Origin of the sequence: Thermococcus profundus (assembly GCF_002214585.1) — an archaeon.
Taxonomy (GTDB): Archaea; Methanobacteriota_B; Thermococci; order Thermococcales; family Thermococcaceae; genus Thermococcus; species Thermococcus profundus.
In genome coordinates, this window is the sequence record NZ_CP014862.1 from 1,906,425 (window position 1) to 1,932,296 (window position 25,872).

Consider the following 25,872-nt stretch of genomic DNA (forward strand, 5'->3'; position numbering starts at 1 on the left):
TTGAGGGAGAAGAAACATGTGGTTAGAAGTTAAAATTCCAAAAACAGAAGTCGTCATAAAACCTGAAAAAATTATTGAATTGATTAAAGGGAAAAAAGTTTGTCACATCGGTGCTATTGGAGATGCAAAAAATTTTGAAGAGTCGTTACATGTAAAGATGAGAGAACATGCGAAGTTCCTACTTGGTATCGATGTAGATAAAGAGGCCATAGAGTTAATAAAACAACCGGATATAATCTATGGTAATGTAGAGGAATTTGATAAAATCGAAGAAATAAAGAATATAAAATGGGATGTAATAGTTGCTGCAGATGTTATCGAACACACTAAAAATCCAGGGGAGGCTCTTGAGAGGATCAGCAAGGTCATGTCTAAGGAAACAAAATTAATTGTTACATTACCAAATGCCTTCAGTTTGCGCTTCATTTATTATATGCTCAGACATGGAATTTTTGGTAGGGAGATGTATCTTGCAGGTCACACTTTCTGGCCAACTTATGCGACCTTTATGCGATTGATTAAAGGAACTGACCTAGAAGTTGAATCTTTTTATTTTTCAGTAGGAACAGCACCAAGAGGTTTTTGGAAAATAGCATATAAAATATTAAAAAAGTTTCCCATATATTCGCCAGGATTGTTTTTTATTTTGAGAAAAAAGGAGGATAGTAATAATGGAAGACAAGAATATACCCATAGTAGTAGTGTTCCCATTTGATCCAGCATATGTGGAAAGTAAAGCTTCAGGAAATCCTGCCACATATTTAAGATTCATAAAATATCTCCTAAAAAAAAGAGAATATAAAGTTACACTTATTGGAATGAAAGAAGGAGAAAAAAAATTCGAAGATGAAAACTTCACTTTCATCCCTATATTTGAAAAGCCTAAAAATTGGATATTGTTTACCTTAAAACTTATGTTCCAAGTCCCTTTTTTAAAAATACCAGATTCTGCAGTTATAATATCCTCTCATCCAGCATATCTTCTACCATTTATAATGTTTAAACCTAAAAATCCAAAAGTTTTCGAGAGTGTTTTTACACATTTTCGAGCAGTTAGAGAAGAAAATCGCGTTTTATCTTATCTCATGGAAATAGTTTACAATATAGTAGAACCGATATTTTTAAGATATGTAGATATAATCATTGCTTCACCTCGATACAGTGGTTATTATAAAAATAGATACCTGTGGGTTGCAAAGAAAATATATAGAATGACGCACGAGTCTGTAGATACTAAGTTATTTAAACCTCTAGATAAAGGAAGAGTTCGGCGCAAGTATGGAATTCCCATGTCAAGCAAGGTCATATTACAAGTTGCAGTAGTCAACAGGATAAAAAGAGGAGATTTACTAATCAGATCGTTTGCTATTGTTAGGTCAATGATCCCAAATACAAAGCTTGTATTCGTAGGACCCGTGAAGAACTATAAATATAAAGAGTATCTAGATACTTTAATAAAAGAGCTTGATTTGAATAAAGATGTTATTTTTATGGGAGAGTTCCCACTTAAATCAATCCCAGAATTGATCAACTGTGCAGACGTGTTAGCTATAACATCCACGGTAGAAACAGGACCTCTTCCTGCGCTTGAAGCATTTGCATGTGGTATCCCTGTAGTCTCTACAGACGTTGGCCTCGTACCATTGCTAATCAGAAATAGTAAACTCGGACGTCTTCTCCCAGCAAACGTAGATGAAAAAACTTTCGCCAAAGCCCTCATTGAGGTTTTAAATGAAAATGATGAAAAAGATAATCGAAAACTCAAAATACAAAGACGAAATATTGCAAAAGAGTTTGATATTGAGATCAACCAACAAAAACGGCTAAGAGCATGCGAGATCGCGAAAAGTATAAAATCACAATGTCAGCAGTTTATATGGTGATACATAACAATCAGCCTATTATCATATATCTTGTTTAAATTATGGTTAAAGTTAAGTTTGCCCATTATAGTCGCGATAGGCTTCAAGGGGATCCATCCTTGGTCAACTTCCACTGGTTTTTTAATATATTTAATATCAACTAGAACATATCTAAACTCCTTCAAACTTCCACTGTCACTGAATTTTTTGATTTTATGGTAATCTCCAGAAAGTACCTGATAATATTCTGGAGTAAAGCATATGTAATTAAATTGTATATTGCGTTTTGCAAGCAAAGTCGAGACTTTAGTAGCCGTTTTAAAATCAGTCAACACCCCTTTAGAGGCTATTTCTTTGGCACTTAGTTTCTCACTGAACCAGTACGCACTTGTCGCGAGGTCTATGTATTTAAGACCTGGATGTTCAACCTTGTCTACTACCGGATAAACAACACCTAAAGTGTTCAAGATAAGGAGTACCGCTAAGTATAAAGTCAATAAATTTTTAAACATCTCCCATTTCAGATAATGCTTTATCTCCAGGATACTAATAACGGAAGCGATTGGAAACAGCGTTGTAGTTATTCCCGGGCCTGCCCCACCAGTGAGGCCATAAAAAATTGTTAAAAGAACTTGAGTCGATATCAATGACCATTTAAGGACCAATAATCTTGTAAAAGAATAGTCCTTACTTATTAATATTTTAATGTCCACAATATAACTAACTATAACTGGAAATATAATAAATAGTATAAGTATGGAATCGGCCACTGTACTCACGGTGGCTAGTTTACTAGAGGGAGTGTAGTAAAAAGAATTACTTAGTTTCGTGTTGACATTAATGAGTCTTAACCTAACAGCCACTAGATGTATCCAATCAGTATAGGATCTAACAAAGGTACTCAAACTTATTTGAGATATGTATCCGCCTTTCGTAAACAGCAACTCCTTAAACGACAAAGTTGTAACTAACATTGATATATAAACAAAAATATATTTCCCATTAATCTCCTTTTTATGATCCATTTTTGTCATTAAACTTACAATTATCAATACAACGACCAAAGATGTGAAAAAGAATAATGCTATAGCTTCTGGTGTATGCCAGTACATAAATAACCCAACATATAGAAAGTAAACAATAACTACAAATTTATGATTTTCACTATCTAATGTATATTTATATAAAAAAAGTATAAACAGGGCAAGTAGTATAAAGACCCACGCCCCAGCATAAGCTCCAATTTGATCTCCACTTGCGAGACCACCAATTAGTGCATATACCAAAAAGAAAAATCCAATTTTGGTTGAATTAAATATTTCCTTAAATAACACATAGTAGCCCAAGGATGTAAAGAAAATTCCAAATGGAAACAACAATATATGCTCCGGGGACTCAGATAAAAGTTCTGATAAGACTGTAAGTATAACCACACTTCCCTTATCTACCAATGAAAAAGAATAATGATAATTTTGAAAGTTAGTATAAATAAAAGTGACAACCTTTCCTGGAAACCCACCACTGGTAATTTCATAGGTCAGATTCAGATAAGCTGATAAGGTTATAAATAAACACATGACCCCCACTATTAAGAGTTTCTTCATGTGTACTCACCTCTCCCGAATTAGCGATTTGTAGACTTCAAGGTAGCTTTTTGCAACGGTTTCAAAACTAAACCGCTTCAAAGCTACTTCTCTGCATTTTTCTTTTACTTCCTCTGGATGATCTCTGACTAATTTAAGAGTCTCAAATAGAGCGTCTGCGAAAAGTTTCTCATTATATTCATTAACAATAATACCTAACTTTGGGTTAGTGATTATCTTATTTACATCTCCTACATTCATGGACACAACAGGAATACCACATGCCAACGCTTCTCTTACTACTGTAGGGCTAGCTTCGGAGAGAGAAGGCAAAGCAAGTACATCTGCACAGTTATAGACTTCAGGGATTTTTTCTGGATTAACCTCTCCCATAAAGGTAATTCTATCCTCTATACCAAGATCTTTAGCTAGATTGGCCAAATTCTTCTGTTGAGTCCCACGTCCAACAATAACCAATCTCGAATTTGGGGCATTTCTTAATAATATGGCAAATGAACGTATTAAGAAATCCACATTTTTTATTTTCTCAAGTCTTCCCACAAAGAGAACTACACTTTCATTGACCTCAAATCCATATTTCTCACGCATTTTTTCTTTATCCATAGGCCTAAACTTGTCTACATCAATTCCAGATCCCGATATTACTTTTATTTTGCCTTTAATTTTTGGATATCTTTTCTCATATGCAGATTTTATGTCTTCATTAATAGCTATAATTGCATCAATATTATCTAAACAAAAGAACTCAATAAGTTTATGTGGAATATCAACTAATTTAAAATAACGAGGATATTCTACTCGAACAAACTCCAGAGGTTTCATGTGTAATGTAACTACCTTGGGCACTCGAGGATGGAATAGGATAAATGGAAGAAGGAAATATGACCGATGAGCATGTATAATTGAATTTTCTTTGAATTTTAGGAATGGAACCTTTAGAAATAAGTTAATGAAAAATTTTAAAGCACTATCAGAATTTCTTGCTACATAAATCGTGCTGGGACCGGACTTATAAAATGCTGTTTTGTTAATATTTGGCAGGTGTACTCCAATCAATGTGACGTCTAAATCTCGTTTAAGTAAATATCTTATTAAATTATGAGTATACCTTATCCCGCCTCCGTTTCTTGGATTGTAATAATCATAGTTATAAACTATGTAAATATGCATCAAACTCACCCTTAAGAGTTATTGGCAGTTCTTTTTTATTCATGTTCTCTAAGAACCTAACACTATCCCCAACATAGATATCCAGCGGGAACTTATGAAATGTCGCCCAGCTTCTTTCCCTCATCACAAATATACATGCCCTCACGCCATTAATAACTCCTAGCTTCCTTATAAGCCTAATGTCTAAATCTGAAGTTTCTTTGAATTCTCCCCTTACCAAGCTCCCATAAACTCCTGCCCAAACAATACTTGGTTCATTTTCAACCCTTTTCTTTAGCCTCTCTAAATATACATCAAACTTTTCTCTCGGGGTCGTTATAATTTTAAGATTTTTAAAAACCACAAAAACATGCCCATTCAATATCCAATTGAAAGTATGACCAATCAATATAGAGACCCCCAGGTTTACTCCCAAAAAAACCAACACCAGAGTGAACAACATATCTAAAGCTAATTTAAAAACTCTCTCCGTTTTGTCCATATATAAAATTCCTTGAAACAACCAGTTGGACAAAAGCAATATCGGAGCCTTAATGTACATTGGACAGTCGCCTTTGGCCAAGTTATGATAGATTCTTGAAATTCCCATTACTCTCACCGCATACTGCCCACAATATTTGTTCCTGAATACGTTCAATGTCCGAGGAGGCATCTACTATTTTTATTGATGGAAATTCTTTACTAGACTCTTTGTATATCATAACTCTCTTTTCAAGGCTCTTATCAAATTTTAAATCCTCTCTGCGTTTTTTAATTCTTTCGTACGGAGCAATTAATAGTATCGTCTGGCAATCTTTTGGAATTAACTTCAAGTATTTCTTGGCTATCTTAGAATTGATGAAGTCTGGGTCGTTCAAATCTATTGCTAGATCCACTAAGGTATCATGAACAAATCTGTCACAAACAATTCTTTTTCTTTGAATCTTTAGCGGAATGTAAATTTTGAATATCATAGCAAGAAGAGTGTCAATATAGAGAATGAAAGGGTAGATCGTAGAAACCAGTTTGGATTTATAAAAGTGGTGATATCCCAATTTTTTTCCATCTGACAAAGTTTCGACTTCGGTTAATTTCATAAGCCTCGCAAGCGCAAGAAGAGGCAGAGAAAACAAATGGTGAAACCTCATCCACCTGTATTCATACTTATACCCCCTCTCACGTAGTTTTTCAATTAACAACTTGGCTTGGGTCGTTTTTCCAGCCCCATCTGGCCCGATGATACATATGAGCCTCGGAGGATCCATAACCTCTTCACCCTATTAACTCTGAAACCTCATCTGCAATGTCATCCCATCTCCTCCACTGCATCATGTATTCATGGGCTTTTTTTTCCAAATCTCTTCTCAACTCCTCATCGTCCAACACCAGTAAAATTGAGTTAGCCAAGTCTTTAGGATCATTTGGCCTAACGACAAGTCCCCTGCCTCTTAATATCTCTGGGATTCCATCAACATTAGTGCTGATAACAGCTTTTCCCAAAGCCATTGATTCTAAGATGCTCAGAGGAACGTCCGAGAAGACAAGCTTAAACGGGAGTACAATAACATCCGAGGAACTTACATATGCTTTAACTTTGTTTGGTGGAAAATATTTTGAAATTATTACAAGATTTTCTTTAACGCCCAGATTTTCTGCAAGTTTTCTGAGCTTCATCTCTTCTTTTAAGACTCTTTTATAGTCCGGCCTAGAGAGGATTAGTAGTTTAACTTCTTTTTCCTTCAAAATATAGGGTAAAGCCCTAACTAACGTATCAGTCCCCCTTAGAGTCAATGGAGAGGTATAGTACATTACTATCGGTATCCCGCCTGGATCAATTTCCGATCTAATACGATTGATAGCTTCCTGCTCCGGAAGCTCTAAGAACTCTTCATCTATCCCAGGAGGTACTACAACAACTTTATCCTCTGAAACTCCTTTTTTGATAAGTCTCTCCTGGTTATGTCGACTCAGTACGAGTATATATTCAAATTTCTGCGACCATTTTCTTACTAGAAAGCTGGGTACGAGTGAGTTTATGAGGTGCATGACTGTGTATCTGTAATAAGATATCAAGTCTCTGATTCCAATGTTTTTTACCAGCTCCCCCAATGAGTATATTGGGCTTGTGAGGATACCAATAACAGGCTGTTTGATCTCAAAGTGAGTCCGAAGGAAGCTTGTCAGCCCTAGGAGCATGATTACCCGGTCAGGATTTTCCCGGTCTAAGACCTCTATGACTTCTTTCGATTCCCCTTTTAGGGGAATGAACAATCTACCAACGCCAAAAACCCGTATTCCGGTGATATCCGTCTTATTGTTCGAGTTGGTTATGATGAAAACCTCATGTCCGTGGGATTTAAGTCCCTTTGCAATTTCGTACACGTATCTCCATGGCTGCTTTCGAAGGTTTGATTCCTTGAAATCGAAGCAGATTATCGCCACTTTCATAGTTCTACCACCTTTAGCTAGTGGCTGACTCGTAAATTCTCTCAAATTTCCTGCTTATTTTATTCCATGTGAACTTTCTCTCGATAGTCTTTCTTGCGTTTTTTTCAAGTTTCTTCTTAAGCTTTTCATCTTCTAGAACTGTTAAAATGTTCTCAGCTATACTTTCTGGAGAACCTTTCTTTGAAAGAAGACCATTGTATCCTGTGACTATGACATCCCTATGAGCAGGAATGTCACTGGCAACAACGGGAAGACCTGATGACATGGCCTCAAGAACTACCGTGGGCAATCCTTCATAGTGGGAGGGAAATACAAACACTTCCGCATTGCGGTATAGCCACAAGAGTCTTTCCCACGGAATATGCCCAAGAAGTTTAACATTATCTAAGTTGTTTCTTGTGATCGCCACTTTAATATTATTATACAACGGGCCTTTCCCCACAATGAGGATCTTAACATAGCCCAAATCATTCCTTAAAACCTGGGCGGCTTTTAGAAGATCAATCACGCCTTTTCTGTAGTCGAGTCTGCCTACGTAAAGCAGGTACCCTCCTTCTTTATTCTCTACAGGGTAGAACTTCCTTTCATCAACTCCATTCCCCAAAATTAGAGGAGTTCTACCATAGTATTCTTGAACCTCTCTTGCCACCGCGGACGATACTGTGGTGATAATACTAGAATTTTCTATCAACTTCATCGTTAGAGGGTATCCGGATAAATATGTTGTCAATTTTTGTCCGATAGTTTCCACGTTCTGCACTTGATAATGCTTTATATCCTCCATTAATGAGGTGTGAATGGTAGAGATTAGTGGTATATTGACTACTTCAGGTTCAATCGGAGGGGATAAAGGAGAGTGCACATGAATAACATCAAATTCTCTGCCCAGCCGGTTAAAGAACCTCTTCAGGAACAGTTTATGAACATGAACGTGAAACGGATACACTGGAAAGAATGGAAGTTTATATACTTCGATTCCGTCAAAATAAAAGTGTTCAATGCCCTCGATATTTCCTCTAGTTATCACTGTAACTTCATGCCCTCGCCCAATTAACTTCTTGGAAAGATTATAAGCATAATACCCAATACCCTCCTCTGGTGGAAACGGAGTTGAGATTATCATTGCAATTTTCATGCATCTATCCCTCGCAGGTATTCTTTCAAGAAGTTAACGAGCCTTCTGTTTCGTTTAATTGGCTTAGATGCCATTAGCATAAAATTTTTTATCGTGTCTTCCAATTTTTCAACATCATAGACAACAATTGCTCTTCCTGCGCTTTCTAGCGCTTCTGCAAGCTCCACTTCATGGTCATCATAGACTTCTCCAAATTTTTTTAGTCGTGGAACAATTACAATTGGCCTATTAAATCGGAGAGCATCCAATAATGTCCCTGCTCCACCATGGCAAACAATCACATCACTATTTTTAATAAATTCCAGCATTTTCTCATATTCAACAAACCTAAACCATTTGGCATTTTTTGGTTCGTAGGTTGTGTATCCTATCTGCATTATTACTTCGTCGTTTATCCTACCAGCTATCTCGTCCATTTTTCTTATCAGTCTCTCAAATCCTTGATAATGAGTACCCACAGTTACGAATATCATACAACCGCACCCACGTACTTTGCTTTATTTCCATAGAGTTCCAGCAACTGAGGCCATTGGACTAAGAACAAATCCGATAAATAGTAAACTATCTTTCCAGTTCCGGATTTAGTCTTTATCCTGCACCAGCTTTCAATAAAGATAGTCTTAATGCCCATAAATCTGGCTATGACAAATGCTGGAATTGCTATTTCCGAACCAGTGCTTATTATGACCCCTGGCTTTTCTTTGGCCAATATAACTCCAATTTGGAAAAACGATTTCAACATTCTTACAGGATTTGTCCCAATATTTTCCAGGAGATATTTTTTGTACGGCAGATCGCGAGTTCTAAAGTTATCATAAGTTATGAAGAATACATCATGATTCCTAACTGCATCCATCAAGTAAAGCATTTCCGTTAGATGACCCCCATGGGAACAAACTAAAGCTACCTTCACCTTGCAATCACCTTGTAATTTAACCAATAGATAATATTTGCAATCTTCTTCATAGCCATATCAACCACACTATAACTTAGTTGCTCCTCAGGAACCTTCCAATCAAGTTTTTTCAATAGTTTTTTCTTATTACATCCTATTTTTTCGACTTTCATGGTTATGCCATCTTTTAGTCCTTTTATTTTAAATTTAACCCCACTAATTCCATTTAAAATTGAGTAGCCCCAAGTCAAAATTTCCGTCATAATTAAAGAAGGAAGTATCAGCAAAAGTTCCCTCCACCCTAAGTACTTCCTCAAAATTATATACCTCCCTTTTTCTAGGTGATAAATCTTCTCCGGGGGGACTTTGAGCTCATAATCATGATAAACTACCGCAGTCGGCACATACAAAATTCTAAACCCCCAAGCATGAGCTCTCCAAGAAAATTCTCCATCCTCATTATATGCAAAGAAATTCTCATCAAAACCCCCCAGTTTTAGATAATCCTCCCTTAGCATAGCAAAACAAGCACCAGAGATACCGCTTAGATATTCAGGCTTGCTGTATTTCTCTGGAGATTCTAAATAACCCCTTGTGAATGTTAATCCAGTAAAATGCACAATATTGCCAACCGTGTTTATTGCCGAACCATCATAGAGAAGTATCTTAGGAGTCGTTATCAGATGCTCACTTTTTGTTAGAGGATTTAAAAGCTCTTCAAGCCAATTTTTCTCGACCTTTGTATCGGGGTTCAAGATAACCACATACTCCCCTCTCGCATGTCTAACTCCAAGGTTGTTCCCCCCACCATATCCAAGGTTCCGTGAACTTTTAATTAATTTAATCTGAGGGAATTCTTTTTCAATTAATTCAACGGTCCCATCAGTAGAACCGTTGTCAACGACAATAACCTCCAAAGGATCGTTCATAAGAACAGAGCCCAAACACTCTTTCAGGTATTCTTTATGATTGTAGGTAACTATAATTACACTAGCTTTCTTTGAAAGCTCCATACTTCACTCCCTCACCATCTTCGCTAACACATTCAACATCAGACCTGAAACAAAGAATTGTATTCCAATAATCACAAATATTCCAGCACCTATAGTTTGAGTCAGGACCACGTGTCCAGTCTGCTGATACGGTCGAAAGCCCCAGTACCCCAGAACTGCAGCAACCCCAAATGACAGCAGGCTTAAAATACCAAAGAACAACATCGGTCTTCTGTATCCGATCAACCCCAATATCGCAGCAAGAAGGCTAAGACCATGAGATAAGGGGTTCCTCTTATGCTTGTTTGGGACATCATACCTCACGCTTATCGGGACTTCCTTTATAACCAACCCAGCTTCGCGAGCTTTTACTATCATATCCGTCTCAGCGGAATAATCATCACTGTTTAAGTTCAACTTTCCTAGGGCTGTGACACGTATAGCTCGAAAACCGCTCTGGGAATCCACCTCTGTATCCGCAGCAAGCTTAGTTCCTTTATTGAGGACCCATAGGCCAAGGCGCCGGTAGAGAGGCACCTTTTTGCTGGCCCCTCCAAGGTATCGAGAGCCAATCACGAGATCAGCTTTCCCAGTGACTATTGGATTAACAAGGCGAGGTATTTCATCTGGGTTGTGCTGGCCGTCGGCGTCTATCGTCACGACAACATCATAATCCCCGGCAAGAGCGTACTTAAAGCCCGTTCTGAGGGCGGCACCCTTACCCCTGTTAACCTCGTGCCGTATGACAACGGCCCCTGCTTCTTTGGCTATCTCTGACGTCCTGTCCGTGGACCCATCATCCACTACAAGAACATCCCCATACTTCTTGGCAAGAGCAACGACTGACCCAATCGTCAGTTCCTCGTTGTACGCTGGGATTATTATCAGTGTTCTCAAGATGGTTCACCCTATCCTCTGTTTCGAATCTAAATTAAACATTTTTACCTTTTTAATATTTATCCTTGTAAGGCTGTAGAGCAGAAGGAATACCCCAAAGGCAGACACCACCCCCACCTGCAGAGATGCTCCACCGTTGATGTCAAGGCTCTCCTGGAACAGGAGGAGAAAAACTAGAAGTGCGGTGGAAACAATGACCGAGACGTAGTCCAGCCTGAGTTTGAGGGCGAGGTACAGCACAGCTCCCGCCACTAGAAGCTCGGGGGATACAGCACCGCCGAGGACAAGGACGGAGAGGACGAACTCGACTCTGTCTCTGCGGGTTCCCCCCCTCAGAACATCTTCGAGGAGCAGGAGAGCGGACGATGCCACAGCAAGGGCTTCAACAAGGGGAATGTATAGATAGATAGTGTCTACCCGGAGGAAGTTTGCAATATAGAGAGCGTAGACAGAATAAGCGAGCAGGCCCAAATCCCGGTTCCTGCGCGAGAGCAGCCAGACAGCTACCCCGATAAGGGGAACATAGCTCCGCAGGTAAACCGCGAGAGCCAGTGAAGCAGCTATCCCTATCACTCACACCACCTTCACGATCTCCCTTATGTAATCGCTCGGACCGAGGTCTATGGTTGGAACAAGTACGTTAAAACGCCTTATGAGCTCTTCCCTATCCTTGTAAGCCTGATAGAGACGCCTTAGAGCATCCTTGTCCAGCTTGCCAGAGTAGAAGAGTACGGGATTCGGAGATAAGATGAGAACGCGGTGCTTTTTGAGGGCGAGCGAAACGGCCCTGTAGACGTCGCCGGGGTTGCTGAGATCAGTTACAAGGATTATGAATGATGGATTCTTGAGGAGGGATAACGCTTCAAAGAGGCCCTTAGGGCCTTTCCTGCCCTTCCTCATTGGGAGGATCTTTCCAAGGAACGCTTTTGCCTTTTTACTAAGGGAAGTCTCAAAGGAGAACCTGAAGCTGCTTTCCTTGGGCTCACTGCGGAGGTCGAGCCTCCTCCTTATGGTCTCAAGCTGGGTGCCCCCTTTGCCAGGATTAACTATGTCCGCGCTCAGCTCGTCGTAGATCACCAGCCCGACGCGGTACTTCCTGATGAGTGCCGCCGCCACTTGAACCACGAGGATCGCGGCGTAGTCTATCCTTGCCCTCTTTATCCCCTTCCTCATCTCACGGGTGTTGTCGAGGAATATGTAGACGTCAGCGTTCTCCTCCTTCAGGAACTCGCGCACTATGAGCTCGCCAAGTCTGGCACTAGCTTTCCAGTCAATTCTTTTGAACTCATCGCCGTACTGGTACTCTCTGAGATCGCGTATCTCAAGGCTCTCTCCCCCGAAGAGCTTCCCAGTCCGGTAGAACTCAGCCAGACGGAGGTTTCTATCAACCTTCGCGGCCTCCTTTATAGTCTCAACCGAGGGATAGACGGAGACTTTGATCGGGAAAAGCGGAAAGAACTCTTCGTAAAGGCCCCTCTCATCCACCACCCTGAAACCAACTGAATCAATGTGAAAGGACCCCTTCCGGAGGGGCTTAATCCTAAAACTGGCATCCCACGTTGATGCCGTGGGAAGGAACACCTCATAGGGGATATCCAGCTCAAAGTCCCCCGTTTTAATAACAGGGGTCACGATAGCGTTGGAACCGTGGTTGGCAAGGGAAAGCTTCCCCTCGTGCCATTTCCCTTCTTCCATGCTTTCGGGAACCTCAACCGATCCCTCAACGGAGAGGACAACACCCCTCCTGAGGGAGACTATGTAGAGGGATAGGAGGAAGGCCAAGACCGCGGGAAGGACGTTATCCGCTAAATAGCCCTCGAGCATCAGCAGGAGGGAAGTAAGCAGGAGGAGCTCTTCCCTGTCCATCACTCACACCGGAACCTCAGTGTTTTTGATTATGTCCTCGATGACGGCGCGGGACTTTAATCCCTCCACCTCGTACTCCGTCCTGAGGAGGATCCTGTGTAGAAGAACCGGGACCGCGACCTTTTTGACGTCGTCCGGGATGACGTAGTCCCTGCCATCGAGGAAGGCGGCGGCCTTGGAGGCGTAGAGAAGGTGCTCGCCGGCCCTGGGGGAGGCGCCCAGCAGTACCCTCTCGTCCCTGCGCGTTGCCGAGATTATGGAGTATATGTACTCGATTATCTCGTCGCTCGTGCTCACCATCATGGCCTCTTTCATCAGCCCCAAGAGCTCATCCCGCCCGATGATGGGATTAACCTCGGAGAACTCGCCCAGGCTCTTCCTCTTGAGAAGGCTGAGTTCCTCCTCCTTGCTTGGATATCCCATCTCTATCTTCAGCATGAACCTGTCGAGCTGGGCCTCGGGGAGGGTGTAGACGCCCTCCTGCTCCAGCGGGTTCATCGTGGCTATCACGAGGAAGGGGCGGGGGAGCTTAAACGTGGTGCCCTCAATTGTGACCTGCCTCTCCTGCATCGCCTCAAGAAGGGCGGACTGCGTCTTGGGCTGGGCTCTGTTGAGCTCATCGGCGAGGACGACGTTGGCGAAGACGGGACCCTTCTTCGTCTTCCACTCCCCACTCTTCTGGTCATAGTAAAGCACACCGATTATATCCGCGGGTAAGAGGTCAGGAGTTAGCTGTATCCTGGAGAAGCTCAGGCTGATCGCGCTGGAGAAGGCCTTCGCTATCGTGGTCTTTGCCACACCAGGTATGCCCTCCAGCATTACATGACCCTCCGAAAGAAGGGCTATGGTGAGGAGTTCGATTATGTCCTCTTTACCGACCACTGCTTTAGATATCTCCCGTTTGAGCGCCTCAATGAATGACTTACCGTTCATAAGCACCACCCAGCTTTGATCCGGTCTCAATTTCGCGGAGCATCCTTTTTAACTTATCCTCGTCAAAGCCTTCCTCGACCAGAGCGCGGACGGCATCCTCAACGCTTTCCTCCTCTGCAGGGAAAAGCTTCTCAAGCAGTGAGAAAGACCACTGAAGAGCCATCGAAGCCAGACCTGACTCAACGGTGATTATCAATACAGCTATGAAGAGGACGTAGTAGAAGGCCAAATTTCTGTTCACTCCCCGCCTTAGGACAACACTGCCGCTGGAGTACACGTTCAGGTCGCCGTGGTGGGCCTCGTCTATGTAGAAGTTCCTGCCAGGAAGGTGGAGAATAAGGTTCTGAAGGAAGGGGGCGTTCTTCTGGAAGAGGGCATTGGTGAATATGTCCGGGTCAGAGATGAGGACTATTCGTCCCTTCTTATAGGGAACCTCATCTATGATGGGAAACGCCCCGTATTTTCCATTTAAAAGGGAGGCGTTGCTCGTGTAGAGGAGTGGGTTTCTGGCGTTTAGTATGGCATGGGGGTTGTGGAGAACGACTTCGTTGGCTCCCGATGTGAGGGCCTGCCCAGTTATCTCTCTGGTCACAGGGTACTGAGAGTTCCCGGAATAAGTCACGCTGATTACCTCATCCTTCGAAAACCTCTCCGGGAGCTTTAGAGCGGACAAAAGCCTGTTCCCAACCTTAGAATCGTCCGCCAGGACCAGAGTGCCCCCCTTCTCCAGGAACCTTTTAAGCTGACTCACCTCCGGACCTGAAAAATCTAGGCTGGGCCCTATAACCACCAGAGTCCCGTTGACACTCCCGAGGGAGAAGGAGTCGTAGGGAACGAGTATAGGCTGAACGCTGCCGGTCTTGTAGAGGAGATACCCGAAGCTGGAGGTCCCAGAGGGACCAGTGTTGAGGACGCTGTAGGATGCGTTGCTCTTAAAGATGGGAACTGTAATGGGCATTACGGCAAGGAAGATGCCAATGATGGCGAGGATGACGTAGATGTAGCGTCTCACAGCTCATCCCCCACCAGAGCCGAGACGATGACCATTGAGGCCTTCTTTAACAGCCCCCTAACGTCAAGTGATCCAAGCCGCTCCTTTGCGTAGACCGCCCTCTCATGGAGCCTCGTCAGCTCGGCCAGATCCTCAAGGTAGCTTCCCCTCACCCATTTGAGAAGTTCTCTGGGGGTTGTTGATGGGGGAAGGAAGAGGAGCCTTCTGAAAAAGCGGTAGAGGAAGCGGTAGATCTCCACAACGTCGGGCGGGATGCCGCCCTCTTCTTTCTTTTGAGGGACTGTTTCAGGGGCAGTGGTTTCCTCAACGCCAACTTCCCTTTTTCTCTTCGTAAGAGCCCAGTAGAGAGCCCCCGTCAAGAGCAGGCCCAGGAAGAGGAGCAGGGCGCGGAGGGTGTAGTTTATCGGGGTGGCCGTTATCACCAAGACGTTCGATCTCGCCGGGGCAAAGACTTCGTTTCCGGAAAAAACCGCGTATATTCTGTGAGTTCCCTTCCTAAGACTCACCTCAAAGGAGAACACACCATCTACCTTCATACGCTTGTAGGGGGATTCATCAACGTAGATCGTTATCGTGAGGGGAACTTGGGGACTAACGCTGCCCTTTATCCTTATCCTCTCTCCCACCCCCACCTGAGAGCGCCCGTAGGAGAGGAGTATCACAGGAGCCGACTTTCCTGGGAATATCGGAAAGGTGGTGTAGGACGGTGCGTAGAGTTCGCTTCCGTTGAAGAGTACGATGGCATTTATCGGCGACGTCAGGGGGAAAGAAATACTGAAAAACCCCCTGTCATTTGTTCTTGTGGAATAGCTCTCCTTGGTAATCACCGAAATAATCTCGTTGGGCACAGGCCTTCCCCTCCAGTCGAGGAGGTAGCCGGAGATCGTGACGTTCTTTCCACCGCGCTCCGACGCAATTATCTCCGTTGGAGCCCTTAGAACCCGAACCGTCAGCCTGTTTGAGATGAACGTGCCGCTGGAGTTCCTGCCCATCGCGTAGAGCACATGGTTCCCCGTACTGTTGAAGACGACCGCGAAGGAGAAGGTCCCGTTCTCGACCGGGACAGTAAAAGCACTTTTATTGTCAATAAAAAGCCTCACGCTGCTCATGTTCTGAGCCCACCCGAACACGGTAACGTTCTCAAGGGCATAAGCTGGGTTTTTTGATACATCGATCACGAAACCTCCAGGAGCCCCCATGGAGGAGAGTCTCCTTTTGTATCCCTCGACGAGGGCCGAAACCCTTTCCAGGGCAGAAGAGACGTTGCCGGGGTCAAATCTCAGCTCTTTCCCACCCTCTCCACGGAGAGAAACCGCAGAGAGACTTGAAAGGGACGCCTCCACCATCGAAAGTCCATCTTCCATCTCTAGAACAGCAGATTTGCCAAGGAGATAGTTGTTGAGCCTGAGGGATCTCTGAAAGGCTTCATCACCAGAGTACAGGAGGTTGATTCCGTAGGCAAGATCCCTGAAGGTGGAAGAGAGCCCAATCAGCCTCTCATCGGTGGAATAGAGAAGGAGCGTGCGGTAGGTGGTGTTCGTGACGTTCCAGAAATCGATGGCAAGGGAGGCGTTGTAGTCGTGCTCAGCCAAGGAGTTCAGAAGATCCGCCGCCTGGGAAAGGAGGTTCCCAAAATAGACGTAGGCCCCGTAGTCATCGCCGCCTGAGCCCGAATAGGGCTGGGCGGCGGAGGGATAGAGGGGAAGACCAACGATTAGCAGGAGGGTAACGAGAACTCCAATCCGCTTCATTTCCACAGGAGTAAGAGGGGAAACCTTTTATAAGGTTAGTGGCGGGAATTAGACTGGTAAAAATGAGGGATGTGGAGAATAAGGACATAGCGAGTGGAATACTGATCGTCCTTGGAGTTCTCCTGTCGGTATACGGATTTCTCCGGAGCAATCAGACGTGGACAAACCTTGGAATAGCAGGTATCTTCCTCGGAACGGTGGTCTTCACTTTCAAATCATCGAAATACGTGAAGCGGGATGCCCTCCAGGGTGTCTGGGGCTCATATCGGGATCTCCTCTCCACGTTCTCGGACAACCTATACCTGGAGGGAAAGGCCATCTACATCCCCCCCTACCGGAACCTCCCCAGGGGTGGCGTCTTCGTGCCCCTTCATGAGGACTTTGACCTAGACCTCGCCAGACTGGACGAGGGAACGGTTTTCCTGACCGATGTCCCCAGCGAGAAGCAGATGGGCCTCCTGCTAGGGCCCTTCGGCGGCAGACTGATAGAGAAGTACGAGGAGCACTTTGAGGGGTCCCTGAAGGGCACGGGGAGCCAGGCCGTCGAGAGCGTTGCCGGCTCGGTTCTCCGTTCGATGGGGCTGGCAAAGAGGGTGTACATAGAGGAGGAAGAGGACTCTTTCAGGATAGTGGTTGACCCTGGAATCAAGTGCACGCCAGAAAACTGCGAGAGAACCCCGTGTCCGGTGTGTTCATCCATACTCCTCTCCCTAGCAACTGCCACGGGAGAGCTCATCCAGGCGGAGAGCTTTGAACGGAAAGACTACGGTGTCGAGATAAAAGCCAGAAAGCTTGGGGGAGTCGAGAGATGGATGTAGAGGACTACGTTCTCCTCTTCCTGACGCTGTGGATCATCGGCTCCGCCCTGGCCGTTAAGGCCCTCGACGTTTTCTTAACTCTCACCCTTATAGGCCTTTTAATAGCGGTGGAAGTGGGGAGCCTGTTCATGAGCAAAAGACAGAAAGAGGGACTGAGACCCCTCATAGAGATCCTCATCACGATATTCGTTATTATAGTTCTGAAAAAGGTCTACGAAGTCCTATCGGGGTGAAAATGAATGGAGCAAAAGAGCGAGCCTCAAGGACTGTGGAGGTACTGGGATCTGTTCACGATCATCGCGCTCTCACTGCTTCTCGATCTGTTTATAGCGTTCTTTCCGGACAGCATTCTGAGGAAAGTTCTGGGCCTGGCATTCGTCCTGTTCTTTCCGGGGTACGTCTTCATAACTGCCCTCTTCCCTGAGAGGAAGGAGCTCGACAACCTGGAGCGCTTGGCGTTGAGCTTCGGGCTGAGCATAGCGGTAGTGCCCCTCATAGGCCTCGTCCTCAACTACACCCCTTGGGGAATAAGGCTCACCCCTATACTCGTCAGCCTGACTCTCTTCAACATCGTTCTTGCCGTTGCGGCAGTTTACCGGCGGAAGACCGCCATAAACCCGTGGATACCCTGGATGACCCCGGAAGACATAAAGCGGGAGCTGGAGTGGGATAGCGCAAGCAGACTCGACAAAGCGCTGACTGTGGCACTGATAATAGCAATAATCATCTCCCTCGTGACCCTAGGCTACGTAGTAACCCACCCCAAGCCAGGGGAGGCCTTCACGGAGTTCTACATCCTGGGGCCAGGTGGAAAGGCCGCTGATTACCCCACAAAGCTCCTCCCGGGAGAGAACGGGACGGTCATCATCGGAATAGTCAACCACGAGCACCGCAACGTAACCTACTACGTGCAGATCTGGCTCGTTAACCTGACGTGGGACAGCGCCACGAACACAACGATAATCCATGAGATGTACCCTATGCCCGGCTGGTTCAACGTAACGCTCCCCCATGTTCCTGTGAACATTGAGGGCAACTGGACTCCACAGTTCAAGACGAACTACACGTTCTCAATAGATAAACCCGGCAAATGGCAGGTCTGGTTCCTGCTCTTCAAGGATAACCCTCCAGAACTGCCTCCCGCCCCGCCCGATGGAAACTACGCAGAAACGGACGCAAGGAATCTCATACTGGAGGCCGTGAACGGGACGATCCAGAGCCTCAAGCTAAACGTGGAGGTCGAGAAGGTTTAATAAGAATCAGAACAAAAACAAAACGATATATTAAAGAGCGGCCCGGGGGTAGATCCATGAAAAGGAAGATCTTGAAAAAGAAAATCAACCCTTTTGAGCCCAAAATAGGGCTCTCAATTATAACCGCTTTAGCCCTGATCATAAGACTCCTTCCGATGAGGTTTAAATACCTCCTCGGCGTGGACCCGTATTTTCACCTGACATACATAGAGGAAGCCCTGAAGGCGGGGAAATGGTTCAACTTCTTCACGATAGCCTACGGTCCATGGGGAGCTCAAATGAAAGCCTCTTCTCCGAAGGGCCTCTGGATGACTCCAGCATACGTGTACGATACTTTAAAGATCTTTAGGATTTCACTCTACAACGCTTTCAGAATAACTCCAGTAATCTTCGGCGTTCTGACGATCATCCTGTTCTACTTAACAGTCCTGAAGTTCTACGGTGAGAGGAAGGCGTTTTTTGCATCCTTCTTCCTGGCGACGAGCTTTGGACACTCATTCAGGTCAATGGCAGGCTACTACCGCGGCGACAACTACATGCTCTTTTGGTACAGCGTCGCCCTCTTAGGGATAGTCTACGCCATCAGGATGAAGAAGAGACTCGGAAATATGAGGCTTCTTCTGTACCTGATCCCTGCCCTGGCGAGCGGACTTGCCAGCGCATTCTGGCAGGCGTACTACCCGATCTTCGTTTTCTTGCTCCTTAATGCCGTTCTGTTCAGCATGGGGGCTTTCCTGCTGAACAGGGACGAGTATATAGTAGATGGGTTAGCACTAACCATCGCAACGGCAGTTGGGGCAGTCATAGCCAACCATATTGGGGAGATTCTGGGCTATGGGATACTGGGCTATAAGTCAGGTGGAGGTAAAGTTCTCACTAAGAAGCTCTCCCTTGAGTTTGGATACGTCAAGGATGCTTACCTACTAATCCACCTCAAGTACTTAGTCCCCCTTGCTATCTTGGCTATAATCCTATTGATAGGACTCTCACACGTTCTGAAGGACAGAAAAAGGAGGATAATCACAATCTCAGTGCTTCTCCTTGTGGGTACAATAGTCCTGTTCGCTAGATTTCCAGCACTGAGAGATCTCTCTTCGGGGTTTGGAGTAGTTAAATCCAATCCCTTGATAGTCGAGACCCTCCCATCTGACTTCTCCGACCTCTGGAGATCCTACGGAATCGGAATACTCCTTACCCCCCTGTTCCTTGTCAGGTTCCTGCCCAGCAGGGCAAAACCCCACGACTTCATGTTCTTAGGGCTGATAGTTCCTAGCCTCTACATGCTGAAAACATGGACAAGGTTTCTCTTCATCGGATCCATGTCAGTTGCTCTTATGGCGGGTGTAGGCCTGGTCGAACTCTACGAGATCATCTCCAAACTCGGCCTCAAAAAGAGCACTGCCCTAAGTTTAGTGTTCTTCCTCATTCTGCCCAGCATAAACGTGTACGTGGGAGCAAAGAACACATGGGAGCAGAGGCCGATGATCAACGAAAACTGGGAAAAGGCGCTCACATGGCTTAGGGACAACTCCAACGAGAACGACGTGGTTATGGCCTGGTGGGACCGCGGGCACTGGGTGACATACTTCACCAGACGCCCCCCCGTAGCTCAAGCGGGACCAAACGTTGGCGTTGCAAAATACTATCTAGGGCTACTCAAAGAGAACTGGGCAGAAAGTTCGGGGGTAGATTACGTTATAGTCTCCTACTACGACCTCCTCGAATTCGGCTCTATGGTATACACAGCAAACGCCAAAGGAAACTACGGCCTCGTGGTAATCCCGCTGGTGTCATCTGGGGAGAAGCTCGTGTTCCAGGGGGCATACGAAGGAACAAGCTACCGGGTAGAAGTTAGTAAGGGAAAGGACTGGGAGACGACCATATACTACCAGGGGCAGAAGTTCCCGCCACGCGGGGTCTACATCGAGTACCAGAATGAGACGATAAAACCGGAAGTCCCGAACCCAATTTCAAACGCCTACGTTTACATAAACCTCAACTACGGTTATGCGGTTCTCATGAACGAGGAGACCCTGAACACGACCCTAATGCAGCTGTGGATCCAGCCTAAGTCACCATACAAGCTGGTCTACTCAGATGGAGGGATGATAAAGATATTCAAACTGGAGCACCCCAACGTTGCCATCGAGAGGGAAAACGGCACCATAATATTCCACTTCGAGAACGCGACTGGTACAGGTCTGGGGATATGGGGCTTCCTGGACAACGGAACACTGGTATTCCACAAATGGTATGGCGTAAAAGGGAAGGAAACCTTTGAACTTCCTAGCGAGGTTAAGGGGATCGTGATAAGGTACGCCTACGCGGAAGGGAAGAAGATCGTTGACAGAGGCATCTTCAGGAGGGACTTCAGTCCCTGAACAGCGGTGATATCCATGATCGGCATCGTATTCGACATGGACGGCGTCATATACAGGGGAAACGAGCCGATAAACGGCGCGAAAGAACTCATCGAGTTCTTAAAGGAGAGGGGAATACCCTTCCTCTTCCTCACGAACAACTCCACTAGAGATCCGGCTATGTACAGGGAGAAACTACTCCCTATGGGCATCGACGTCCCGGAGGAGGTTATAATCACCTCCGGCCTCGCAACGAGGCTCTACATGGAGAAGCACCTCGAACCCGGGGGAGTCTTCATCATCGGGGGGGCAGGCCTCCGGAGAGAAATGGAGCGGCTTGGCTGGGGAGTTGTGGACATTGAAGAGGCCAGAGAAGGCGCCTGGAGAAAGATACACCACGTCGTCGTTGGCCTCGACCCAAACTTAACCTACGAGAAGCTCAAGTACGCGACGCTCGCCATAAGGAACGGGGCGAGCTTCATAGGCACGAACCCGGACACGACTTATCCAGCGGAGGAAGGCCTCTACCCGGGAGCGGGGGCGATAATAGCCGCCCTTCGGGCGTCGACAGAGAGAGAACCAATAATCATCGGCAAGCCCAACGAACCGGCCTACGAGATCGTCAAGGACAAACTGGGAGACGTTGATGAAGTATGGATGGTCGGCGACAGGCTGGACACAGACATCGCCTTCGCGAAGAGATTCGACATGAAGGCAATAATGGTGCTCACTGGGGTGAGTACCCTCGAAGACGTTGCAGAAAGAAGAATAAAGCCAGATCTCGTCATCCCAAACGTGGGGGAGCTCCGGCGATACCTAGAACTGCACATGGAGGAGCCCAGATGAATCTCGAAGAGATCCTGAAAAGGCTTATCTGGCAGGAGAACGAGCTCTACAACCTCCACAAACTAGGGGAAACCTTCGCCGCTTATGAGGCCCCCAAACTCAGGGAGGTCTTCCAGATAATGGCAGAGGAAGAGCTCAGACACAGAAAAACCCTAGAAGGTATGCTCTCAAACGGAAGCCTGGAAGGAACCGCGGTGATAGACTACCTCGATGCGATATCCCTTGAACCAATGCTGGAGGATGAGAGGGCAGAACCGGATTCGCTTGAAGAGCTCATAACCGAGGCACTTCTACGGGAGAAACACGCATACGAGCTCTATACCAAGCTGGCAGAGATCCTTGAGGGTCCGATGAGCCACATATTTAGAATGATGGCAGGTGAAGAGCTAAAGCACGCGTACAGGCTCAGGGTTGTATACGAGGGGCTTTGAGTTTTGGATAAATTATCCGACACCCCCTTTTTCTACCCCTTCACCCCCGAGGCAAAGTTGTAACTGCAAATTCGTCAGGATGGCAACCCCCATAGGGGTAAGGTATATTTACCATCCCGGCCAACTCCACCCTGCCGTTCATTTTACCAATGCCGAATAACATCGGTAAAAATATGCCAGGGGTGTTTATATGCCCATTGAAAAAGTGATGAAAAGGGACGGTAGAATAGTGCCATTCGATAAAGAACGTATAAGATGGGCTATCCAAAGGGCAATGCTCGAAGTTGGAGTCCACGACGATAGGCTTCTCAACAAAGTCGTTCGGCGCGTGGTCAGGAGGATAAACGAACTCTACGACGGCCAAGTGCCGAACATCGAGAACATCCAGGACATAGTCGAGCTCGAGCTCATGCGCGCGGGCCTCTTCGACGTGGCAAAGGCCTACATCCTCTACCGCAAGAGGAAGGCCGAGATCCGCGAGGAAAAGAAGAAGATACTCAACAAAGATAAACTAGACGAGATAGACAAGCGCTTCTCAATCAACGCCCTCCGCGTCCTCGCTTCCCGCTACCTGATAAAGAATGAAAGGGGGGAAATAATCGAGAGCCCGAAGGAACTTTTCGAGCGCGTCGCGGTTCTCTCCGTGATTCCAGATGTTCTCTACGATGAGAGAGTTTTTGATAGGAATGGAGGTCACGAGCAGGATTTGAGCGCCCTCGAGGGGTACATTAAGAACCTCGACGAGTACGATGGAAAGTTCTCCATAGGCCGCTTCAAGCTCAACAAGTACCACTTCGAGCGCTTCATCAACCTCTACCGCGAGCTGGCTGAGAAAGGCCAGATGAAGCTCCCCATAGACGAAGTTGTCCAGATGCTTGAAAATGGAGCCTTCGACAAATACGAGGACGAGGTTGAGGAGTACTTCAGGCTCATGACAAGTCAGGTGTTCATGCCCAACACCCCAGCCCTCATCAATTCAGGAAGGCCCCTCGGGATGCTCTCGGCGTGCTTCGTCGTGCCGATAGAGGACGACATGGAGAGCATAATGAAGGCCGCCCACGACGTAGCTATGATACAGAAGATGGGCGGTGGTACGGGTTTGAATTTCTCAAAGCTCCGTCCTGAGGGGGATCTCGTTGGAACGACCACCGGGGCAGCGAGCGGGCCGGTCTCGTTCATGCACCTCATAGATGCGGTCAGCGACGTCATAAAGCAGGGCGGCGTCAGAAGGGGCGCCAACATGGGGATTCTGGAGGTATGGCATCCCGACGTCGAGAAGTTCATTCACGCCAAGGAGAAGAACGTCGGAACCAACGTGCTGAGCAACTTCAACATAAGCGTGGGCCTGTGGGAGGACTTCTGGGAGGCTCTGAAAGAAGGAAAGCGCTACCCGCTGATAAACCCGAGGACCGGTGAGAAGACGAAGGAGATAGACCCCAAGAGCCTCTTTGAGGAGCTCGCCTTTATGGCCTGGGCCAAGGCCGATCCGGGAGTTGTTTTCTTTGACGTGATTAACAGGAGGAACGTTCTGGAGCCCGCAAAGGGCGAGAAGATAAGGGCCACCAACCCTTGCGGAGAAGAGCCCCTCTACGACTACGAATCATGCAATCTGGCCTCCATAAACCTTGCAAAGTTCGTGAAGTATGACGACGAAGGAAAGCCATACTTCGACTGGGACGAGTACGCCTACGTGATTCAAAAAGTGGCAAAGTACCTCGACAACGCCATCGACGTCAACAAGTTCCCGCTTCCAGAAATCGATCGCAACACGAAACTCACAAGAAGAATAGGCGTTGGAATGATGGGCCTGGCGGATGCCCTCTTCAAACTCGGCATAGCTTACAACAGCAAGGAAGGCTTCGAGTTCATGAGGAAAGCCACCGAGTACCTCACTTTCTACGCGTACAAGCAGAGCGTTGAGACCGCAAAGAAGCGCGGATCATTCCCGCTCTATGAGAAGACGAAATACAAGAACGGTGAACTGCCTGTTGAGGGCTTCTACCACCGGGAGATATGGAACCTGCCCTGGGACGAGCTGGCCGAGGAGATCAAGAAGTTTGGGGTCAGAAACGGAATGGTCACCACCTGCCCACCCACCGGAAGCGTTTCGATGATAGCGGACACCTCCAGCGGAATCGAGCCCATCTTTGCCCTCGTCTACAAGAAGAGCGTCACTGTGGGAGAGTTCTACTACGTCGATCCAGTTTTTGAGTCAGAGCTCAGAAAGCGCGGCCTCTACAGCGACGAACTCCTTAGAAAGATAAGCGACAACTACGGCTCGATACAAGGGCTTGAGGAGGTTCCGGAAGAGCTTCAGAGGGTTTTCGTCACCTCGATGGACATCCACTGGCTCGACCACCTCCTAGCCCAGGCCAACATCCAGCTCTGGCTTACAGATTCAGCAAGCAAGACCATAAACATGCCCAACGACGCGACCGTTGAGGATGTGAAGGCAGCTTACCTGCTCGCGTACAAGCTCGGATGCAAGGGTGTGACGGTTTACCGCGACGGCTCACTCTCGGTTCAGGTCTACAGCGTTGAAAGTGAGAAGAAGAAGCAGCGCGTTAAGGCGAAGCCAAGCAAGTACGCGGTTGAGAAGCTGAAGGCCATAGTTGAAGCGGAGCCGTGGCTCTCGCGCTTCATCAACGTCGAGGCCATACTGAACGGAACGAACGGAAAGGAAAAGAGCGTTCAAACGGGGGGACTAACCTTCTCGGTTTCACATGTCAGCGTCCCCAAACCGGCCCACGAGCACCCGCACCACGCTGAAAAGCCCGAGATTCCGGAGGAGAAGATAAGGGAGCTCCTCGGGGCGGCATACTGTCCGGTCTGCTACGAGAAGGACGGAGAACTGGTGGAGCTCCGGATGGAGAGCGGCTGTGCCACATGTCCAAGATGCGGCTGGAGCAAGTGCGTGATAAGCTGAACTCTCTGCCCATTTTCCCCAATTTTCAAGATCTCCGATTTTAACATTTTCTTGTCAAAGCATCCTTTTTAAGCCCTATGTTTTAACTTCTGCCATTCAGCGGAAAACCTTAAGTGGAACCGATGTTAACCCGGGGTATTCGGAGGTGTTGACATGGACAAGGTTTATCTTACCTGGTGGCAGGTTGATAGGGCGATATTTGCCTTGGCGGACGAGCTCAGGAAGAACTTCATGCCCGACGTCATCGTTGGGGTCGCGAGGGGCGGGCTCATACCGGCCGTGAGGCTCAGCCATATTTTAGGAGACCTCGAAGTTAAGGTCATAGACGTGAAGTTCTACAAGGACATCGATGAGAGGATGGAGAAGCCCGTGGTAACTATTCCGCTCCACGGCTCTCTAGAGGGTAAGAAGGTCGTAATCGTCGACGACGTCAGTGACACCGGGAAGACCCTTGAAGTTGTAACAGAGGAAGTGAAGAAGGCAGGGGCAAGCGAGGTCAAGATCGCCTGCCTCAGCATGAAGCCCTGGACGAAGGTAGTTCCAGACTTCTACGTCTTCAGGACGGACAAGTGGATCGTCTTTCCCTGGGAGGAGTTCCCGGTTGTCGTGAGGGAGTAAAGCCTTCCTTCCCCACAAGGTCTTTAATTGCATCCGAGTATGCAGAGTGCGACTTTTCATCAAAATGCTGAGGGGA

Annotated in this window: 25 protein-coding genes; 10 read left to right on the forward strand and 15 right to left on the reverse strand. The window is 46.5% G+C overall.

The window, feature by feature from the left end:
• Window positions 1-16 precede the first annotated feature (16 nt).
• Window positions 17-715, forward strand: coding sequence for a class I SAM-dependent methyltransferase (locus A3L09_RS10140; protein ID WP_088858840.1), 699 nt, complete (start codon window positions 17-19; stop codon window positions 713-715).
• Window positions 672-1,883, forward strand: a complete 1,212-nt coding sequence (locus A3L09_RS10145; protein ID WP_088858841.1) for a glycosyltransferase family 4 protein — start codon at window positions 672-674, stop codon at window positions 1,881-1,883. Before A3L09_RS10140 ends, A3L09_RS10145 begins: the two co-directional genes overlap by 44 nt.
• On the opposite strand, the gene A3L09_RS10150 is transcribed toward A3L09_RS10145, so the two are convergent.
• The 15 genes from A3L09_RS10150 to A3L09_RS10220 are packed head-to-tail and all read right to left on the reverse strand — an operon-like array spanning window position 1,865 to window position 16,550.
• The gene (locus A3L09_RS10150; RefSeq protein WP_088858842.1) at window positions 1,865-3,466 is read right to left on the reverse strand and encodes a hypothetical protein; all 1,602 of its coding nucleotides are present in this window, start codon (window positions 3,464-3,466) and stop codon (window positions 1,865-1,867) included. The two genes, A3L09_RS10145 and A3L09_RS10150, sit on opposite strands and share 19 nt — an antisense overlap.
• Window positions 3,467-3,472: 6 nt before the next feature.
• Window positions 3,473-4,636: a glycosyltransferase family 4 protein gene (locus A3L09_RS10155; RefSeq protein ID WP_088858843.1), complete on the reverse strand. Its 1,164-nt coding sequence runs from the start codon at window positions 4,634-4,636 to the stop codon at window positions 3,473-3,475.
• Window positions 4,614-5,225 carry a nucleotidyltransferase domain-containing protein gene (locus A3L09_RS10160; RefSeq protein WP_088858844.1) on the reverse strand — a complete coding sequence of 204 codons (612 nt, stop codon included), beginning with the start codon at window positions 5,223-5,225 and terminating at the stop codon, window positions 4,614-4,616. The genes A3L09_RS10155 and A3L09_RS10160 overlap by 23 nt, the downstream gene beginning before the upstream one ends.
• Window positions 5,200-5,880 carry a dTMP kinase gene (locus A3L09_RS10165; protein ID WP_088858845.1) on the reverse strand — a complete coding sequence of 227 codons (681 nt, stop codon included), beginning with the start codon at window positions 5,878-5,880 and terminating at the stop codon, window positions 5,200-5,202. Before A3L09_RS10165 ends, A3L09_RS10160 begins: the two co-directional genes overlap by 26 nt.
• A 7-nt stretch (window positions 5,881-5,887) precedes the next feature.
• Window positions 5,888-7,063: a glycosyltransferase family 4 protein gene (locus tag A3L09_RS10170; protein WP_088858846.1), complete on the reverse strand. Its 1,176-nt coding sequence runs from the start codon at window positions 7,061-7,063 to the stop codon at window positions 5,888-5,890.
• 13 nt (window positions 7,064-7,076) lie between these two features.
• Window positions 7,077-8,198: a glycosyltransferase family 4 protein gene (locus A3L09_RS10175; RefSeq protein WP_088858847.1), complete on the reverse strand. Its 1,122-nt coding sequence runs from the start codon at window positions 8,196-8,198 to the stop codon at window positions 7,077-7,079.
• Window positions 8,195-8,671: a PssE/Cps14G family polysaccharide biosynthesis glycosyltransferase gene (pssE, locus tag A3L09_RS10180; protein ID WP_088858848.1), complete on the reverse strand. Its 477-nt coding sequence runs from the start codon at window positions 8,669-8,671 to the stop codon at window positions 8,195-8,197. Before pssE ends, A3L09_RS10175 begins: the two co-directional genes overlap by 4 nt.
• Window positions 8,668-9,111, reverse strand: a complete 444-nt coding sequence (gene pssD, locus A3L09_RS10185; RefSeq protein WP_088858849.1) for a PssD/Cps14F family polysaccharide biosynthesis glycosyltransferase — start codon at window positions 9,109-9,111, stop codon at window positions 8,668-8,670. The genes pssE and pssD overlap by 4 nt, the downstream gene beginning before the upstream one ends.
• Window positions 9,108-10,106 carry a glycosyltransferase family 2 protein gene (locus A3L09_RS10190; RefSeq protein WP_088858850.1) on the reverse strand — a complete coding sequence of 333 codons (999 nt, stop codon included), beginning with the start codon at window positions 10,104-10,106 and terminating at the stop codon, window positions 9,108-9,110. The genes pssD and A3L09_RS10190 overlap by 4 nt, the downstream gene beginning before the upstream one ends.
• 3 nt (window positions 10,107-10,109) lie before the next feature.
• The gene (locus tag A3L09_RS10195) at window positions 10,110-10,982 is read right to left on the reverse strand and encodes a glycosyltransferase family 2 protein (RefSeq protein ID WP_088858851.1); all 873 of its coding nucleotides are present in this window, start codon (window positions 10,980-10,982) and stop codon (window positions 10,110-10,112) included.
• A gap of 6 nt (window positions 10,983-10,988) precedes the next feature.
• A complete protein-coding gene (locus A3L09_RS10200; protein WP_088858852.1) occupies window positions 10,989-11,555 on the reverse strand; it encodes a hypothetical protein in 567 nt (188 codons plus the stop codon).
• A complete protein-coding gene (locus tag A3L09_RS10205) occupies window positions 11,556-12,848 on the reverse strand; it encodes a DUF58 domain-containing protein (RefSeq protein WP_088858853.1) in 1,293 nt (430 codons plus the stop codon).
• A 3-nt stretch (window positions 12,849-12,851) separates the two neighbouring features.
• Window positions 12,852-13,781: an AAA family ATPase gene (locus tag A3L09_RS10210; protein ID WP_088858854.1), complete on the reverse strand. Its 930-nt coding sequence runs from the start codon at window positions 13,779-13,781 to the stop codon at window positions 12,852-12,854.
• Window positions 13,771-14,793 carry a DUF4350 domain-containing protein gene (locus tag A3L09_RS10215; protein ID WP_088858855.1) on the reverse strand — a complete coding sequence of 341 codons (1,023 nt, stop codon included), beginning with the start codon at window positions 14,791-14,793 and terminating at the stop codon, window positions 13,771-13,773. The genes A3L09_RS10210 and A3L09_RS10215 overlap by 11 nt, the downstream gene beginning before the upstream one ends.
• Window positions 14,790-16,550 (reverse strand): hypothetical protein, encoded by a 1,761-nt coding sequence (locus tag A3L09_RS10220; RefSeq protein WP_157727233.1) that lies wholly within the window; start codon window positions 16,548-16,550, stop codon window positions 14,790-14,792. Before A3L09_RS10220 ends, A3L09_RS10215 begins: the two co-directional genes overlap by 4 nt.
• Window positions 16,551-16,606: 56 nt before the next feature.
• Between A3L09_RS10220 and A3L09_RS10225 the strand changes: the two genes are divergently transcribed.
• From A3L09_RS10225 to A3L09_RS10260, 8 genes are all read left to right on the forward strand, one after another.
• Complete coding sequence (locus A3L09_RS10225) at window positions 16,607-17,362, forward strand: hypothetical protein (protein WP_088858857.1); 756 nt, start codon at window positions 16,607-16,609, stop codon at window positions 17,360-17,362.
• Complete coding sequence (locus A3L09_RS10230; RefSeq protein WP_088858858.1) at window positions 17,353-17,595, forward strand: hypothetical protein; 243 nt, start codon at window positions 17,353-17,355, stop codon at window positions 17,593-17,595. The genes A3L09_RS10225 and A3L09_RS10230 overlap by 10 nt, the downstream gene beginning before the upstream one ends.
• 6 nt (window positions 17,596-17,601) lie before the next feature.
• Window positions 17,602-18,615, forward strand: a complete 1,014-nt coding sequence (locus A3L09_RS10235) for a DUF1616 domain-containing protein (RefSeq protein ID WP_088858859.1) — start codon at window positions 17,602-17,604, stop codon at window positions 18,613-18,615.
• 155 nt (window positions 18,616-18,770) lie between these two features.
• Entirely contained in the window at window positions 18,771-20,996 is a 2,226-nt protein-coding gene (locus tag A3L09_RS10240; protein WP_232473533.1) for an STT3 domain-containing protein, read from the forward strand.
• Between the two features lie 15 nt (window positions 20,997-21,011).
• Window positions 21,012-21,821, forward strand: a complete 810-nt coding sequence (locus tag A3L09_RS10245) for an HAD-IIA family hydrolase (protein ID WP_088858861.1) — start codon at window positions 21,012-21,014, stop codon at window positions 21,819-21,821.
• The gene (locus A3L09_RS10250; protein ID WP_088858862.1) at window positions 21,818-22,252 is read left to right on the forward strand and encodes a ferritin family protein; all 435 of its coding nucleotides are present in this window, start codon (window positions 21,818-21,820) and stop codon (window positions 22,250-22,252) included. The genes A3L09_RS10245 and A3L09_RS10250 overlap by 4 nt, the downstream gene beginning before the upstream one ends.
• Before the next feature lie 190 nt (window positions 22,253-22,442).
• Window positions 22,443-25,178 carry an adenosylcobalamin-dependent ribonucleoside-diphosphate reductase gene (locus A3L09_RS10255; RefSeq protein ID WP_088858863.1) on the forward strand — a complete coding sequence of 912 codons (2,736 nt, stop codon included), beginning with the start codon at window positions 22,443-22,445 and terminating at the stop codon, window positions 25,176-25,178.
• Between the two features lie 153 nt (window positions 25,179-25,331).
• Entirely contained in the window at window positions 25,332-25,796 is a 465-nt protein-coding gene (locus tag A3L09_RS10260) for a phosphoribosyltransferase (protein ID WP_088858864.1), read from the forward strand.
• Window positions 25,797-25,872 lie beyond the last annotated feature (76 nt).